A 13,475-nucleotide genomic window follows, 5' to 3' on the forward strand; every position below is an offset into this window, starting at 1 on the left:
AGGCCCGCCCCGAAGGGCAGGCCTTATCTGACTATACGGCGATGAAAGTCTTATTCGGCTTCGTCAGCGTTGGCTTCGGGCGCGGTCTTGCTGGCCTTGCCCTTTTTCGCCTTGGCTTTGACCAGCTTGGGTGCAGCAGGGGTCAATTCGAAGGACAGCGCTTCATCCTTCAGGCTGACATGCACTTCGCCGCCATTGGCCAGCTTGCCGAACAGCAGTTCTTCGGCCAGCGGCTTCTTGACCTTTTCCTGGATAAGGCGGGCCATCGGCCTTGCGCCATACAGCTTGTCATAACCCTTTCTGGCCAGCCATGCGCGCGCATCGCTGTCGAACTGGATATGCACGTTCTGGTCGGCCAGCTGGAGTTCAAGCTGCAGCACGAACTTGTCGACCACGCGGCTGACGACTTCGGGGGCCAGATAGGCAAATGGCACGATCGCATCCAGACGGTTGCGGAATTCGGGCGTGAACATCTTTTTCACCGCCTCGTCGCCCGCGTCGGCCTTTGACACGTCGCCAAAACCGATGCCCTGACGCGCCATGTCCGATGCGCCCGCATTGGTGGTCATAATCAGAACCACGTTGCGGAAATCGACGGTCTTGCCGTGGTGGTCGGTCAACCGCCCATTGTCCATCACCTGCAACAGGATGTTGAACAGGTCCGGGTGGGCCTTTTCGATTTCGTCGAGCAGCAGGACGCAGTGCGGCTGCTGGTCAATCGCATCGGTCAGCAGACCGCCCTGATCGAACCCGACATAGCCCGGAGGCGCACCGATCAGGCGCGAAACAGAGTGGCGCTCCATGTATTCGGACATGTCGAAGCGCTGCAGCGGAATGCCCATGATCTGGGCAAGGCTGCGTGCCACTTCGGTCTTACCGACGCCCGTGGGGCCGCTGAACAGGAACGAACCGATCGGCTTGTCGGGATCGCGCAGGCCGGCGCGCGACAGCTTCATGGCGCTGGACAGCACTTCGATGGCCTTGTCCTGCCCGAACACGAGCCTCTTCAGGTCACGTTCGAGGTGTTCCAGAACCTTCTTGTCGTCGCTCGACACCGATTTGGGCGGAATTCGAGCCATCGTTGCGATGACCTGTTCGATCTCGCGCGCGGTGATGGTCTTCTTGCGTTTGGACGGAGGCACCAGCATCTGCATCGCGCCCACTTCGTCGATCACGTCGATCGCCTTGTCGGGCAGCTTGCGGTCGTTGATGTAGCGTGCCGACAGTTCCACAGCCGTCTTGATCGCGTCGGGGGTGTACTTGACCTTGTGGTGGTCTTCGAACGCAGTGCGCAGGCCACGCAGGATCTTGATCGTATCCTCGATGGTCGGTTCGTTCACGTCGATCTTCTGGAACCGGCGCAGCAGAGCGCGGTCTTTTTCGAAGTGGTTGCGGAATTCCTTGTAAGTGGTCGACCCGATGCAGCGGATCGTTCCGCCCGAAAGCGCGGGCTTGAGCAGGTTCGACGCATCCATCGCCCCGCCGCTGGTTGCGCCAGCGCCGATCACGGTGTGGATTTCGTCAATGAACAGCACCGCATGCGGCATCTTTTCCAGTTCGGAAACGACCTGCTTCAGGCGCTCTTCAAAATCGCCGCGATAGCGCGTTCCGGCCAGAAGGCTGCCCATGTCGAGCGAATAGATCACCGCTTCGGACAGCACTTCGGGCACTTCGCCTTCAACGATCTTGCGCGCCAGACCCTCGGCAATGGCGGTCTTGCCCACGCCCGGATCGCCCACATAGAGCGGGTTGTTCTTCGACCGGCGGCACAGGATCTGGATCGTGCGATCCACTTCGGGACCGCGACCGATCAGCGGATCGACTTTGCCGCTCAGCGCCTTTTCGTTGAGATTGACGGTGAACTGGTCGAGCGCCGTTTCCTTTTTCTGGCCTTTGGTGTCGGCCTTTTCTTCCTGCTTGGGGGCTTCTTCCTCGGCACCCTTGGCAGTGCGGTTGTCAACCTGACGGCCGCCCTTGCCAATGCCGTGGCTGATATAGCTGACTGCATCCAGACGGCTCATGTCCTGCTGCTGCAGGAAATAGACCGCGTAGGAATCACGTTCAGAGAACAGCGCGACCAGCACATTGGCACCGGTGACAGTGTCCTTTCCGCTGGACTGGACATGCAGGATGGCGCGCTGGATCACCCGCTGGAAACCGGCGGTCGGCTGCGGATCAGCCTTTTCCTGCGTTTTCAGCGACTGGTATTCCTGATCGAGATACTGGCGCACCACATCGCCAAGATCGCCCAGATCTACCCCGCAGGCCTGCATGACCTGCGCGGCATCGGTATCGTCGATCAGCGCCAGCAGCAGATGCTCCAGCGTCGCATACTCGTGGCTGCGCTCAGACGCATTGGCGAGCGCGGTGTGCAGCGTTTTTTCGAGGCTCTGTGCGAAACTGGGCATGATTTCGGACTACTTTCTGGCTTGCGCCGGTGGGTTCCCGTGACGGGCCGGTGATGGCCCATGACGAGAGAATGCACGGCCATGCTTAACCGCGGCTAAACCATGGTCGGGTGCGATAACAGATGCACGAAATGCGATATGGGAACACCGCCCCGCGAAAGGAAGGGCGGCCCACATCATCCCGCTTCACCGGATGGTGGGGGCGTTCGGAACAGCGCTTCGGCAGCGGCGCGGTGGGCGCTGGCCTTGTCACGATGGGCGACGGTGCGGAGGATTTCCAGTTCGAGCAGGCGGATGCGCTCGTTCAATTCGTCGTGCGAATAGGGGGCGAGCACCTCTGTTGCCAGCTGGCTGGCCAGGTCACCTTTGGGGCGGGGGCGCTCGTCTAGGTCCATTGCGGTCCACATTGTGCGCTGCAATGCCTTGCTGTCAACGCCTTGCGTAGGCTAGCGATGCTGCATTGGTATTCTCTCACCTTTGGGGCTGATGGATGAGCAGCGTTCCGGCAACGATGATGGCAATGGGCTGGGACCGCCCTGGCGGGCCGGAAGTGCTGCGCCCTGAAACGGTTGCCGTGCCCGTGCCAGGGCCGGGACAGGTGCTGGTCAAGGTTGCCTTTGCGGGGGTCAATCGGCCCGATGTGATCCAGCGGCAAGGCTTTTATCCGCCACCTGCCGATGCCTCGCCCCTGCCGGGGCTTGAGATTTCGGGGCAGGTCGTGGCGATGGGCGAAGGGGTAACCTGGCCTTTCACCGGAACGCCGGTTTGCGCCTTGGTGGCAGGCGGCGGTTATGCGCAATACTGCCTTGCCGAAGCCGCACAATGCATGCAGATTCCCACCGGCCTGTCGCTGGAACAGGCCGCGGCCATCCCCGAAACGCTGTTTACCGTGTGGCACAACGTGTTCGAACGCGGGATGGTGGCCGAAGGGGAAACCATCCTTGTCCACGGCGGCACCAGCGGCATCGGGTCCATGACAATCCTGCTGGGCAAGCTGTTCGGGGTGAATGTGATCGTCACTTGCGGCGGGGCGGAAAAATGCGCGCAGGCGCTGGCCATCGGCGCGACCCATGCGATTGATTACAAGGCAACCGATTTCGTGGCCGAAGTGGCCCGCCTGACCGATGGCAAGGGCGTGGACATGGTGCTCGACATGGTCGCGGGCGATTATGTGGCGCGCAACATCAAATGTCTGGCCGACGATGGTCGCCATGTTACCATCGCGGTGCAGGGCGGGGTTCGGGCCGAAGTGAACATGGCCGAAGTGATGCGCCGCCGCCTGACTATGACCGGATCGACCCTGCGCCCCCGGTCAAAAGCGTTCAAGGCGGCACTGGCGTCTGAAATCCGCGATACGGTTTGGCCCCTGGTGGCCGAAGGTGCTCTGCGTCCAGTGATGGACCAGACTTTCGCGCTGAGCGATGCCGCCGCCGCGCATGTGCGCATGGAGCAGGGCACGCATATCGGGAAGATCGTGTTGGCTGTGTGATGACGGGTGCCCAGCTTTGTTTTGTCATTCCCGCCTGCGTGGGAATGACGATAGTTAACACCTCCACCTCCGACGATTTTCCCGCGCACGAAAAAGGCCGCCCTGTGGAAGGGGCGGCCTTTTTCTTTCAGCGTTGAGCCGGAGTCTCAGCTGTCTGAAATGCCTTCGGCGCGGCGGGCGGCCAGCCATGCGGCAGCTTCGGCTTCCTGTGCGGCTTCCGATGCGGCCTTGACCTGTGCCACACGCTCTGCCCGCAATTCTTCGATCAGGGCATCGCGGTCCGAACCCAGACGCTGATCGCTCAATCCGTCGTCTTCGATCCCGGCGCGCTTGGCAGCCTTGGCCACCAGCGAATCGAGTTCGCGCTGCGAACACAGGCCCAGCGTAACCGGGTCCTTCGGGTTGATGTTGCCGATGTTCCAGTGGCTGCGATCGCGGATCGCGGCGATGGTGGTGCGGGTAGTGCCGATCAGCTTTCCGATCTGCGCGTCCGACACTTCGGGGTGGTTGCGCAGAATCCACGCGATGCCATCGGGCTTGTCCTGCCGCTTGGACACCGGGGTATAGCGTGGACCCTTGGTGCGGCTGACGGCCAGCGGGGCCCGCTGCATCTTCAGCTTGTATTCGGGGTTGGTCTGACCCTTGTCGATTTCGGCCTGATTCAGTTCGCCCGAATGGATCGGATCGCGGCCTGTATACTTCTGGCCAGCCAGATCATCGGCCATTGCCTGCACTTCAAGGATATGCAGGCCGCAGAATTCTGCGATCTGTTCGAAGGTCAGCGCGGTATTGTCGACAAGCCACGACGCGGTCGCATGTGGCATCAGCGGATACGTGGGCTGGTTGCTCACGGGCGGTCTCCGAATAAGGCAGATACAATAAGGGCCGCCCCTTGCGGAGCGGCCTTGAACTTGACCGATGTAGGCCCGGAATGGCGAATCGGCAAGTTCTCTTTGAAGCAAAGCCTGTCGGGGCCTTGCTTTTGCCACCCCGCACCCGACAAATATTTCAGCTTACCAGCGTCAGAGAAGGCTCTTCGCCGGTCGCATGAACGCGGTGCGAGAAGCGGCCATCGACTTGTGCGCCCTGTTCAATGGTCAGCGCGTCATACGTGACGTCACCGTGAATCCGTGCAGATTTCAGAATGACCAGTTCTCGCGCTTCGATTGATCCGTGGACTGTGCCCGAAAGGCGGGCGCTTTCAGCGCGAATCGCACCGGTGACCGTGCTTTTTTCGCCCTGAACCAACGCGGCACATGAAATGTCGCCTTCGACGTTGCCGTCGATGTGCAGGTCGGCGGTCGCGCTAAGGTCACCCTTTACCGAAACGTCGGTGCCCAGCACGGAAAAGGTCGCGGCCATCGTAGAGTTACTCCCCGTGCTGGTGCGCCCGGTTTCCGGCGCTGATTTCCTGAACATGCCTGTTTGCCTCAAGGAAGGGGCGCGGATTGACCGGACGGTCATTGATTCGCACCTCGAAGTGAAGGTGGGGACCGGTGGAACGGCCCGTATTGCCGATCTTGCCGATTTCGGCCCCGGCGTCGATCTTTTGGCCAAGGCTGGCCCCAGTGCGCGACATGTGAGCATAGCGCGTCATCAGCCCGTTGCCGTGACTGATTTCAACGCAATTGCCGTAACCTTGCTTGACCCCGACAAAGCTGATGGTGCCGGATGCGGCAGCATAGATGGGCGCGCCGATGGGGCCGCGAAAATCAAGCCCGGCATGGAATGCCGCGCCGCCGGTGAACGGGTCCGACCGATAGCCGAACCCGCTGGAGATATATTCAAGGCTGGCGGGCAGGGTGCTGGGAATGCGGCGCAGTCCCTGTTCCAGCCCTGCCATGCGTTCAAGGCTGGCACCAAGGCGGGCAAAGCGCGGATCGACGGTTTCATCCTTGCCGGTGAACAGGCGGATCAGCGGGCCGCCCATGCCTTCACGCGCAGATGTGCGCAGCATGGCGGGGTTCAGACCGACGCGGCGAATGGCGGTTTCGGCGGCCATGGCGCGGGCATCGGCAAAGCGGGTGAGTCGTTCGATGAAAGCAAGCTGACGGGCTTCGACTTCGGCCAGCCTGCGTGCTTCGGGCAGTTCAATCGAAATCTTGCGGACAGTCTTTTCCGCCTCGCCGCTGCTGTCGGATACAGTGCCTTGCGGCAGATCCTTGGGCAATTCGCCAATGGTGCCTTCGATGGCCTTTTCGATGAAGTCCTGCCGGCGGTTCAGGTCATCGGCTACATCTTCTAGCCCGCCGCGATATTTGGCCACGCGGCTTTCGTGCGATGCCACCGCTGCTTCGCGTTCCAGCAGCGCGGCATGATCGCGCGCGGCGGTGAATTGCGAAACCAGCGTCGCGACCATGACGGCCAGCCACAACAGAACCGCAGCAGCAATACCGCCAGCGACGATCATCTGCAGGCGTGTGGATATGCGGATGAAGCGCACCTGCCCGTGCGAACGCATGAAGAGTTCACGCTCAGGAAACCAGTTGCGCACGCGGGCAACAGCATCCCCAAGCCGCAGCTGGGCAGGTTTCAAAGCTGACAAAAGAGTGCGACCCCCGGCGAAACTTTAACTTGATGATCCCGTCGAGCCGCGCGTTAGCGGTCACAGCCTGTAGTAGCGAATCGGAATCCTCGAAGGCAGGACGAATCGTGCGCGGTGCCGGATGAATCGTTTGCAGTGATGTGATTCACAGCACTGGCGGCCTGCAAATCGCCATCGATTCGCCAGTGGCAAGATTACACGAAGACCATGACAGGGCAGTTCGCTGGTGGTAGGGCGCGGGCCATGTCTACGCAGCTTCAGATGTCCGCCGAATCCGTCACCGAACTGGTTGAAGGGCTGGCCCGTGCCGCGCGCACGGCGCAGCGCAGCCTTGCCCGGATGGATGCGCCAGCCAAGGAACGCGCGTTGAAACTGGCCGCAAAGGCGTTGCGTGCGGCGGAAGCCGATATTCTGGCCGCCAATGCGCAGGACATGGCCAATGGCGCGGCCAATGGCCTGACGTCGGCCCTGCTGGACCGGTTGAAGCTGACGAGCGAACGCCTTGCCAGCGTGGCCGACGCAGTAGAACAGGTTGCTTCGCTGGCCGACCCTGTGGGTGAGGTGATTGGCGAATCGGCCCGGCCCAACGGTATGGTGCTGCAGCGGGTGCGCATTCCCGTGGGCGTGATCGGCATCATTTACGAAAGCCGCCCCAATGTTACGGCAGATGCCGCCGCGCTGTGCGTGCGGTCAGGCAATGCCGCCATCCTTCGCGGCGGATCAGAGGCGGTGCATTCCAACCGCGCCATCCACAAGGCGCTGGTCGAAGGTCTGGCCGAAGGCGGGGTTCCTGCAGAAGCGGTACAGCTTCTGCCCACGCAGGACCGTGCCGCAGTGGGGGCCATGCTGGCGGCGGCGGGGCTGATCGACATGATCGTGCCGCGCGGCGGCAAAAGCCTTGTTGCGCGGGTTCAGGCCGATGCGCGGGTGCCGGTGCTGGCCCATCTGGACGGCATCAATCACACTTTCGTCCATGCCGCTGCCGATCCGGCGATGGCGCAATCCATCGTGTTCAACGCCAAGATGCGCCGCACCGGCATTTGCGGGGCAATGGAAACGCTGCTGATCGATGCGACCTATCCTGATCCGCATGGCCTTGTGACGCCGCTGATCGATGCGGGTTGCGAGCTGCGCGGCGATGCCCGCGCTCGCGCCATCGACCCGCGCATTGCGCCTGCAGCGGCGAACGACTGGGATACTGAATATCTCGATGCGATCCTGTCGGTCGCCGTGGTGGACGGGCTGGACGAAGCGCTGGCGCACATTTCCGCCCATGCATCGGGTCATACCGACGCCATCGTGACAGACGATCAGGCTGTGGCCGACCGCTTTCTGGTGGAAGTCGACAGCGCCATTGTGATGCACAACGCATCCAGCCAGTTTGCCGATGGCGGCGAATTTGGGCTTGGCGCGGAAATCGGCATTGCCACGGGCAGGCTTCACGCGCGCGGCCCCGTCGCACTTGAAGGGCTGACGACCTATAAGTGGCTGGTGCGCGGTGCGGGGCAGGTGCGGCCCTGAAAAGCCCTGCCGCGCCCCTGACCGGACTTTTCGGCGGCAGTTTCAATCCCGCGCATGGCGGCCACCGCCGCGTCAGTCTGTTTGCACTCGAAGCGCTGGGGCTGGACGAAGTGTGGTGGCTGGTGTCGCCCGGCAATGTGCTGAAACCGGCTGCGGGCATGGCGCCCTTGCCGGTGCGGCTGGCATCGGCGCGGGTGCAGGCGCGCAACGCGCCGATCCGTGCGACGGCGATTGAGCGGGAGTTAGGCACACGCTTTACCGTCGATACCCTGCGCGCGATCGCGCGGCGCTATCCCAAGCGGCGCTTTGTGTGGATCATGGGAGCGGACAATCTGGCACAGTTCCATCGCTGGAAGCACTGGCGGATGATTGCGCAAGAGATGCCGATTGCGGTGATTGCGCGACCGGGGTATGATGCACCTGCCTTGGCAAGTCCTGCCATGGCCTGGCTGCGCCGCTGGCGTCAGCGGCCCGGACAGTTTGTTTCCGGCGCAATGCGGAGCGCTCCGGCGCTGACATTCCTTCGCTTCGATCCAGACCCTCGTTCGGCTAGCGCGATTCGCGCCGCCGATCCTGAATGGGCTGGCCGTTTTGGAACTGCCAGTTTGCGCGATGCAGTGACGCATCGCCTGCTTCCACCCCTTGTTTCGGGGCGGAAATCCTGACCGCGCAGCCCCTTTGGCACGCGCCCGCATCATGGCCGGGTGCCGAAACTCTTGCGCCGTTCAACCGTTATTTCTTGACTCTTGAGCTACGGAGGCCATTTCGCGCGATATGACAAGCGTTCAACCGCTGCCGGCCAAGGCCGACGCCAGCACTGCCCCTACCCCTGACAAGGGGGCCAAGACTCCCGCCGCCCTGCACGATCTCGTGTTGCAGTCGCTTGACGACGATCAGGCGCAGGAGGTGGTTTCCATCCCGCTCGAAGGCAAAAGCTCGGTCGCCGATTTCATGGTGATCGCTTCGGGCCGCTCCACCCGCCAGGTTGCCTCAATGGCGCAGAAGCTGTCGGAACGGGTCAAGCAGAACGGTTTTGGCCACGTTCGCATCGAAGGCCTGCCTGCCGCAGACTGGGTGCTGATCGATGCGGGCGATGTGGTGATCCATCTGTTCCGCCCAGAAGTGCGCACGTTCTACAACCTTGAACGCATGTGGGGCTTTGGAGATCAGGGCGCGGCATAATTGGTGGGCAAGCCCTCCGCATCTGCCGAGGGCTTGCTAGACCGGCCCGGTGCCGCACAATCGGTGATTCATTTCCCGGCCAATCCCCGCTAAGCCGCAATCATGCTGCTTCACATTATCGCTCGTGGCAAGATTGGCCGTTCGCCCGAAGCGGAGCTGGTGGATCGCTATGCCAAGCGCATAATTTGGGGCTGGAAGGTTACCGAACTGCCCGACCGGGGTGGCGCGGTGCCCGTTGCGTCGCAAACGCCGGTTCGCACCGTGGCGATGGATGAGCGCGGGCGACAGCTTACTTCGAGCGAATTTGCGGCCATTCTGGGCCGCTGGCGTGACGATGGCGTGCGCGAAACACGTTTTTTGATTGGTGCGGCTGACGGACATGATGAAGCCTTGCGGGATGGCGCAGATCTTCTGATCGCATTCGGCAAGGCCACATGGCCGCACATGATGGCCCGCGCGATGCTGGCCGAACAGCTTTGGCGCGCCACCAGCATTCTTGCTGGCCATCCCTATCATCGCGAAGGATAAGGTGGCGCAGATGACGTCACGCTTTTCCTTTGGTGCCATAGCCTTTGCCGCTGCCTTAGTTGCGCTGGGCGGCATGGCAGGCTGGCAGGCCGTGGCGCAGCAGCAGGATGCGGTCTATGCCGATGCGGGTGCGGCGGGCGATGCCTTGCGCCGTGCCGGACAAGCGCTGGCCGTGACACGGGCGCGGGCCGAAAGGCTGGAACAGGACGCGCGCAAGGCTACTGCGCAGGCGGATCGCACCGCCCGCGAAGCTGCGGCAGTGGCGACACGTATCCAGCAGTCCGAAGCTGAAATCCAACTGGCGCAGGCCAGGATATCCTTGATCGACCGGCAGCGTGAAACCTTGCGCGTGGCCATGGCGCAGCGGCAGGAACCGGTGGTACGGCTGACGGCTGCACTGCAGATGATGGCACGCCGTCCACTGGCCTTCAGCCTTGTCCGCGCCGAATCACTGCGCGAAACGGTTTACCTGCGCGCGGTGATGGAAACGATGTTGCCCGAAGTGCGCCGCCGCACGGCGGGCCTGCGCACACAGATTCAGCGCGGGCGAAAATTGCAGGACGAAGCGCGCCTTGCCACCAGCCAGTTGCGTGAAGGCGAAAAGGCGCTGGGGACCAGAAAGACCGAACTCGCCGCGCTGGAAAGCCGCCAGCGGCTTGCTTCACGCAATGCGCAAGGCGTGGCCAGTCGCGAAGCTGACCGGGCCATGGCACTGGCCGAACAGACCCGTGATCTGTCGGCGCTGATGGGGCAGTTGGAAGAGGATGGCGCGCTGCGCAGCCGCCTTGCTGCACTGCCCGGCCCGATCCTACCGCCCACGCGACCCGGTGAAGTGCTGATGGTGGTGGATTCTGCTGTCAGCATACCTGCGCAAGGCAGCGGCTTGCCATGGATTCTCCCGGTTTCCGGGCGCCTCGTGTCCGGGTTTGGCGAACGCGCGCAGGCAGGGTTGACCAATGGCATCGCGCTGGCCGTGAGGGCAGGGGCGCAAGTCGTTTCGCCCGCTGATGGCCGGGTGGCCTTTGCCGGGCCTTATCGCGGATATGGCAGCATCGTCATTGTCGAACACGAAGGCGGGTGGACCACGCTGGTCACCAATCTTGGCAGTATAGCCGCCACGGTGGGGGAAGAGGTGTTGCAAGGATCGCCCATCGGCACAGCGGGCGCGGGCCGTCCGATTCTGAGTGTGGAGCTGCGCCGTGATGGTGCGCCGGTGAACCCGCTGGAGCATGTGCGCGGTTGATCGTCACGGATCTGTCGTTTGTCGATCAGACTGTCGTAACCTGCTTGCAAACTCATCTGGCGCGTAAACCTCATCTGGCGTTAATTCGCCGCCGGTTATAGAATGGTGTCAACACACGCCTATTTGCGAAAGGCCCCTCGGGCATGAAGTTCGCCGCCTTATTGCGCGCCACGGCGCTTGTTTCTGCTGTTGCGCTGATTCCGGCGGCCACCGCTGGTCTTGCTGCGGTCGATGCGCGATCCGGGCCTGAATTCGGCAAATTGCTGGCCGTTTATGAACGGGTTAAGGCCAATTATGTCGAACCGGTCGATGACGACAAGCTGCTGAAAGGCGCAATCGACGGGATGCTGGCGACGCTCGATCCGCACAGCTCTTATCTGGACGCTCGCGATTTCGAGAACCTGCGCACGCAGACCGAAGGGTCATATGGAGGGCTGGGCCTGTCGGTGACGATGGATGACGGTGCGGTAAAGGTGATTGCACCGACCAAGGGCAGCCCGGCTGACCTTGCCGGCGTCAAGGCAGGGGATTTCATCACGCACCTTGATGGCAAGCTGATCTATGGCGGTTCGCTGGACGAAGCGGTCGATCAGATGCGCGGCGTTCCCGGCACGCAAATCCAACTCAGCGTGTTTCGTCCTGGCCGGGATGAACCGTTCGATGTGACTATCACGCGCCAGATCATCGAACTCAAACCGGTTGAATGGGAGCTTCAGGGCAATGTTGCCGTAATCTCGGTGTCGAGTTTCAGCGCCGATGTCGGCACGTCGGTCCAGAAGGCGTGGAACGATGTCCGGGCGAAGACCGGCGGCAAGGTGACGGGGCTTGTGCTGGACCTGCGCAGCAATCCTGGCGGGCTGCTGGATGAAGCGGTGGCCTTGTCCGACCTGTTTCTGGACAAAGGCACCATCGTTTCCCAACGCGGCCGCTATGCCCGCGATAACGAAGTCTATCCCGCTGAAACCATGACCAAGGGCGATATCGCCAAGGGCGTGCCGATGATCGTGCTGATCGACGAAGGCTCGGCCTCGGCGTCCGAAATCGTTGCGGGCGCATTGCAGGACCAGCACCGTGCCGTGGTGATGGGCCAGCGCAGCTTTGGCAAGGGTAGCGTTCAGACGCTGATTCCGCTGACCCGCGATACCGCGATCAAGCTGACCACCGCGCGCTATTTCACGCCATCGGGCCGGTCGGTGCAGGAAGGCGGGATTGATCCCGACATCACCGTGCCGCAGATTTCCGATCCCGACATGCGCAAGCGCCAGCTTCGCTCCTATCGCGAAAGCGACCTGCGTGGCCATCTCATCAACGAGATCAAGCTGGACGACAAGGATCTGGAAAAGGACAAGGTCGAAGACCCCCGCTTCAAGATGACGCCTGAAGAACTGAAAGCCAAGGACATCAAGGACTTCCAGCTTTATTATGCGGTTCAGACGTTGAACCGCACGTCAGGGCCGCGTCCTGCGCTTGCAGCAAAGCTGAAGCGGTAACAGGCAGGCCGGTATGACCCCGCTTCAATCGCGCAACGCTGCCTATACGCTTGCCCTTGTCATCCCTGCCGCGCTGATGGGTGGTGCATTGCTATCGCAATATGGGTTCGGGCTGTTCCCGTGCCAGATGTGCTGGTGGCAGCGCTATCCGCACATTGCGGCCATCATATTGGCGCTGCTTGCCCTGACGGTTAAAGGCAGGGGCAGCGGTGATCTGGCAGTAACGCTGGCGGCGATCTGCATTGGCGCATCGGGTCTGATCGGCGGTTTTCATGCCGGTGTCGAATATGGCTGGTGGGAAGGCGTGACGTCATGCGCCACGGTGGCGGGCGGCGGCAATCCGCTGGATGCCATCATGAACGCTCCCGTCATTCGCTGCGATGTGGCCCCATGGGCGCTGGCGGGCATCAGCCTTGCGGGCTATAACTTCCTGATATCGATGGCAGGCGCGGTGCTGGTATTCGCGCTGCTTGGCAAAAGTCGCAGGAAGGCCTGAACATGCCCACCAAAACCGCCGCAATGCTCCGTGTGGATCAGGCCGGGGAATTCGGTGCGACGCGCATCTATGCAGGCCAGCTAGCTGTCATGGGCGACCGGGGGCCGCATTCGGCGGAAATCACCGCCATGGCCGCGCAGGAAGCCGATCATCGCAAGCGCTTTGACGCACTGATCGCGCGGCGCGGCGTACGCCCTACGGCGTTGCAGCCGGTGTGGTCGGTGGCAGGATTTGCGCTGGGCGCGGCCACGGCGCTGATCGGGCCGGAAGCGGCAATGGCCTGCACCGCCGCTATCGAAACCGAAATTGACGAACATTACACCCAGCAGCTTGAAGAGCTGGGCGATGAAGACCCGGAACTCGCCGCGATGATTCGCGAATTCCGCGATGACGAACGCGAACACCGCGATGCTGCGCTGGCGGCGGGTGCGGAAAAGGCGCCGGCCTATCCCGTGTTGTTCCACGCCATTCGTCTGGGATGCCGCGCGGCCATCGCACTTTCCAAACGTATTTGATTTTCGCCAATTACCTGAGGTCAGGGTTCGCCTTCATCTACCATTCACAACGCGGCAG

Annotated in this window: 14 protein-coding genes; 9 read left to right on the forward strand and 5 right to left on the reverse strand. The window is 62.2% G+C overall.

Annotation, left to right across the window (positions count from 1 at the left end; translation table 11 throughout):
- Positions 1–50: 50 nt before the first annotated feature.
- Together clpA and OVA07_RS05100 are read right to left on the reverse strand one after the other, a co-directional pair.
- Positions 51–2,408, reverse strand: coding sequence for an ATP-dependent Clp protease ATP-binding subunit ClpA (clpA, locus tag OVA07_RS05095; RefSeq protein ID WP_268170388.1), 2,358 nt, complete (start codon positions 2,406–2,408; stop codon positions 51–53).
- Positions 2,409–2,584: 176 nt separating this feature from the next.
- Complete coding sequence (locus OVA07_RS05100; RefSeq protein WP_326493104.1) at positions 2,585–2,815, reverse strand: DUF1192 family protein; 231 nt, start codon at positions 2,813–2,815, stop codon at positions 2,585–2,587.
- A gap of 83 nt (positions 2,816–2,898) precedes the next feature.
- On the opposite strand from OVA07_RS05100, the gene OVA07_RS05105 reads away from it, so the two are divergent.
- Entirely contained in the window at positions 2,899–3,897 is a 999-nt protein-coding gene (locus OVA07_RS05105; RefSeq protein WP_268170389.1) for an NAD(P)H-quinone oxidoreductase, read from the forward strand.
- A 146-nt stretch (positions 3,898–4,043) separates the two neighbouring features.
- Here the strand turns inward: OVA07_RS05105 and OVA07_RS05110 are convergent, their stop codons facing one another.
- The 3 genes from OVA07_RS05110 to OVA07_RS05120 all read right to left on the reverse strand — a co-directional run bounded on the left by OVA07_RS05110 (position 4,044) and on the right by OVA07_RS05120 (position 6,391).
- A complete protein-coding gene (locus tag OVA07_RS05110; RefSeq protein WP_268170390.1) occupies positions 4,044–4,748 on the reverse strand; it encodes a DUF1013 domain-containing protein in 705 nt (234 codons plus the stop codon).
- A 157-nt stretch (positions 4,749–4,905) separates the two neighbouring features.
- Positions 4,906–5,259 carry a bactofilin family protein gene (locus tag OVA07_RS05115; RefSeq protein WP_268170391.1) on the reverse strand — a complete coding sequence of 118 codons (354 nt, stop codon included), beginning with the start codon at positions 5,257–5,259 and terminating at the stop codon, positions 4,906–4,908.
- A 7-nt stretch (positions 5,260–5,266) separates the two neighbouring features.
- Positions 5,267–6,391 (reverse strand): peptidoglycan DD-metalloendopeptidase family protein, encoded by a 1,125-nt coding sequence (locus OVA07_RS05120; RefSeq protein ID WP_326493105.1) that lies wholly within the window; start codon positions 6,389–6,391, stop codon positions 5,267–5,269.
- 294 nt (positions 6,392–6,685) lie between these two features.
- Between OVA07_RS05120 and OVA07_RS05125 the strand changes: the two genes are divergently transcribed.
- The 8 genes from OVA07_RS05125 to OVA07_RS05160 all read left to right on the forward strand — a co-directional run bounded on the left by OVA07_RS05125 (position 6,686) and on the right by OVA07_RS05160 (position 13,417).
- Positions 6,686–7,963, forward strand: a complete 1,278-nt coding sequence (locus OVA07_RS05125; protein WP_268170392.1) for a glutamate-5-semialdehyde dehydrogenase — start codon at positions 6,686–6,688, stop codon at positions 7,961–7,963.
- Positions 7,927–8,628, forward strand: a complete 702-nt coding sequence (locus OVA07_RS05130) for a nicotinate-nucleotide adenylyltransferase (protein WP_268170393.1) — start codon at positions 7,927–7,929, stop codon at positions 8,626–8,628. The genes OVA07_RS05125 and OVA07_RS05130 overlap by 37 nt, the downstream gene beginning before the upstream one ends.
- A gap of 109 nt (positions 8,629–8,737) precedes the next feature.
- Positions 8,738–9,145 (forward strand): ribosome silencing factor, encoded by a 408-nt coding sequence (gene rsfS, locus OVA07_RS05135; protein WP_268170394.1) that lies wholly within the window; start codon positions 8,738–8,740, stop codon positions 9,143–9,145.
- 102 nt (positions 9,146–9,247) lie between these two features.
- Positions 9,248–9,673 carry a 23S rRNA (pseudouridine(1915)-N(3))-methyltransferase RlmH gene (locus tag OVA07_RS05140; RefSeq protein WP_268170395.1) on the forward strand — a complete coding sequence of 142 codons (426 nt, stop codon included), beginning with the start codon at positions 9,248–9,250 and terminating at the stop codon, positions 9,671–9,673.
- Positions 9,674–9,683: 10 nt separating this feature from the next.
- Entirely contained in the window at positions 9,684–10,916 is a 1,233-nt protein-coding gene (locus OVA07_RS05145; protein ID WP_268170396.1) for a murein hydrolase activator EnvC family protein, read from the forward strand.
- 143 nt (positions 10,917–11,059) lie between these two features.
- Complete coding sequence (locus tag OVA07_RS05150; protein WP_268170397.1) at positions 11,060–12,406, forward strand: S41 family peptidase; 1,347 nt, start codon at positions 11,060–11,062, stop codon at positions 12,404–12,406.
- 13 nt (positions 12,407–12,419) lie between these two features.
- Entirely contained in the window at positions 12,420–12,902 is a 483-nt protein-coding gene (locus OVA07_RS05155; RefSeq protein ID WP_268170398.1) for a disulfide bond formation protein B, read from the forward strand.
- Between the two features lie 2 nt (positions 12,903–12,904).
- Positions 12,905–13,417, forward strand: coding sequence for a demethoxyubiquinone hydroxylase family protein (locus tag OVA07_RS05160; protein WP_268170399.1), 513 nt, complete (start codon positions 12,905–12,907; stop codon positions 13,415–13,417).
- Positions 13,418–13,475 lie beyond the last annotated feature (58 nt).

The sequence above is a fragment of the Novosphingobium sp. SL115 genome, from assembly GCF_026672515.1.
Classification (GTDB): domain Bacteria; phylum Pseudomonadota; class Alphaproteobacteria; order Sphingomonadales; family Sphingomonadaceae; genus Novosphingobium.

Coding starts and splice junctions, on each gene's coding strand:
- OVA07_RS05160 (WP_268170399.1), top strand. CDS start 12,905: ATGCCCACCAAAACCGCCGCAATGCTCCGTGTGGATCAGGCCGGGGAA.
- OVA07_RS05125 (WP_268170392.1), top strand. CDS start 6,686: ATGTCTACGCAGCTTCAGATGTCCGCCGAATCCGTCACCGAACTGGTT.
- OVA07_RS05105 (WP_268170389.1), top strand. CDS start 2,899: ATGAGCAGCGTTCCGGCAACGATGATGGCAATGGGCTGGGACCGCCCT.
- clpA (WP_268170388.1), bottom strand. CDS start 2,408: ATGCCCAGTTTCGCACAGAGCCTCGAAAAAACGCTGCACACCGCGCTC.
- OVA07_RS05155 (WP_268170398.1), top strand. CDS start 12,420: ATGACCCCGCTTCAATCGCGCAACGCTGCCTATACGCTTGCCCTTGTC.
- OVA07_RS05140 (WP_268170395.1), top strand. CDS start 9,248: ATGCTGCTTCACATTATCGCTCGTGGCAAGATTGGCCGTTCGCCCGAA.
- OVA07_RS05115 (WP_268170391.1), bottom strand. CDS start 5,259: ATGGCCGCGACCTTTTCCGTGCTGGGCACCGACGTTTCGGTAAAGGGT.
- OVA07_RS05100 (WP_326493104.1), bottom strand. CDS start 2,815: ATGTGGACCGCAATGGACCTAGACGAGCGCCCCCGCCCCAAAGGTGAC.
- rsfS (WP_268170394.1), top strand. CDS start 8,738: ATGACAAGCGTTCAACCGCTGCCGGCCAAGGCCGACGCCAGCACTGCC.
- OVA07_RS05145 (WP_268170396.1), top strand. CDS start 9,684: ATGACGTCACGCTTTTCCTTTGGTGCCATAGCCTTTGCCGCTGCCTTA.
- OVA07_RS05150 (WP_268170397.1), top strand. CDS start 11,060: ATGAAGTTCGCCGCCTTATTGCGCGCCACGGCGCTTGTTTCTGCTGTT.